This window comes from Paenibacillus soyae (assembly GCF_024623455.1).
GTDB lineage: Bacteria > Bacillota > Bacilli > Paenibacillales > Paenibacillaceae > Pristimantibacillus > Pristimantibacillus soyae.
Map to the genome: position 1 here is coordinate 1 of NZ_JANIPJ010000111.1, position 225 is coordinate 225.

The 225-nt window shown below is 48.4% G+C and carries 1 tRNA gene; it reads left to right on the plus strand.

From position 1 onward, the window contains the following. The first annotated feature begins 24 nt into the window (after positions 1-24). Positions 25-97, plus strand: a tRNA-Ala gene (locus tag NQZ67_RS30235). The last annotated feature ends 128 nt before the right edge of the window (positions 98-225 follow it).

Below are 225 nucleotides of genomic sequence, written 5' to 3' on the forward strand. Positions count from 1 at the left end.
ACACATGAGTGTTGATCCCATTACGGGGCCATAGCTCAGCTGGGAGAGCGCCTGCCTTGCAAGCAGGAGGTCAGCGGTTCGATCCCGCTTGGCTCCATTTGCACCTTGAAAACTGGATAACGAAAGTAAATCAAGATGAGAATCTTGAGCTGAAACATCCTTTAGCTGAAGTATAACCGTTTAAGATCGGCGCGTCTTTTCTGAAGCAATTCCGGAAGATGAGTC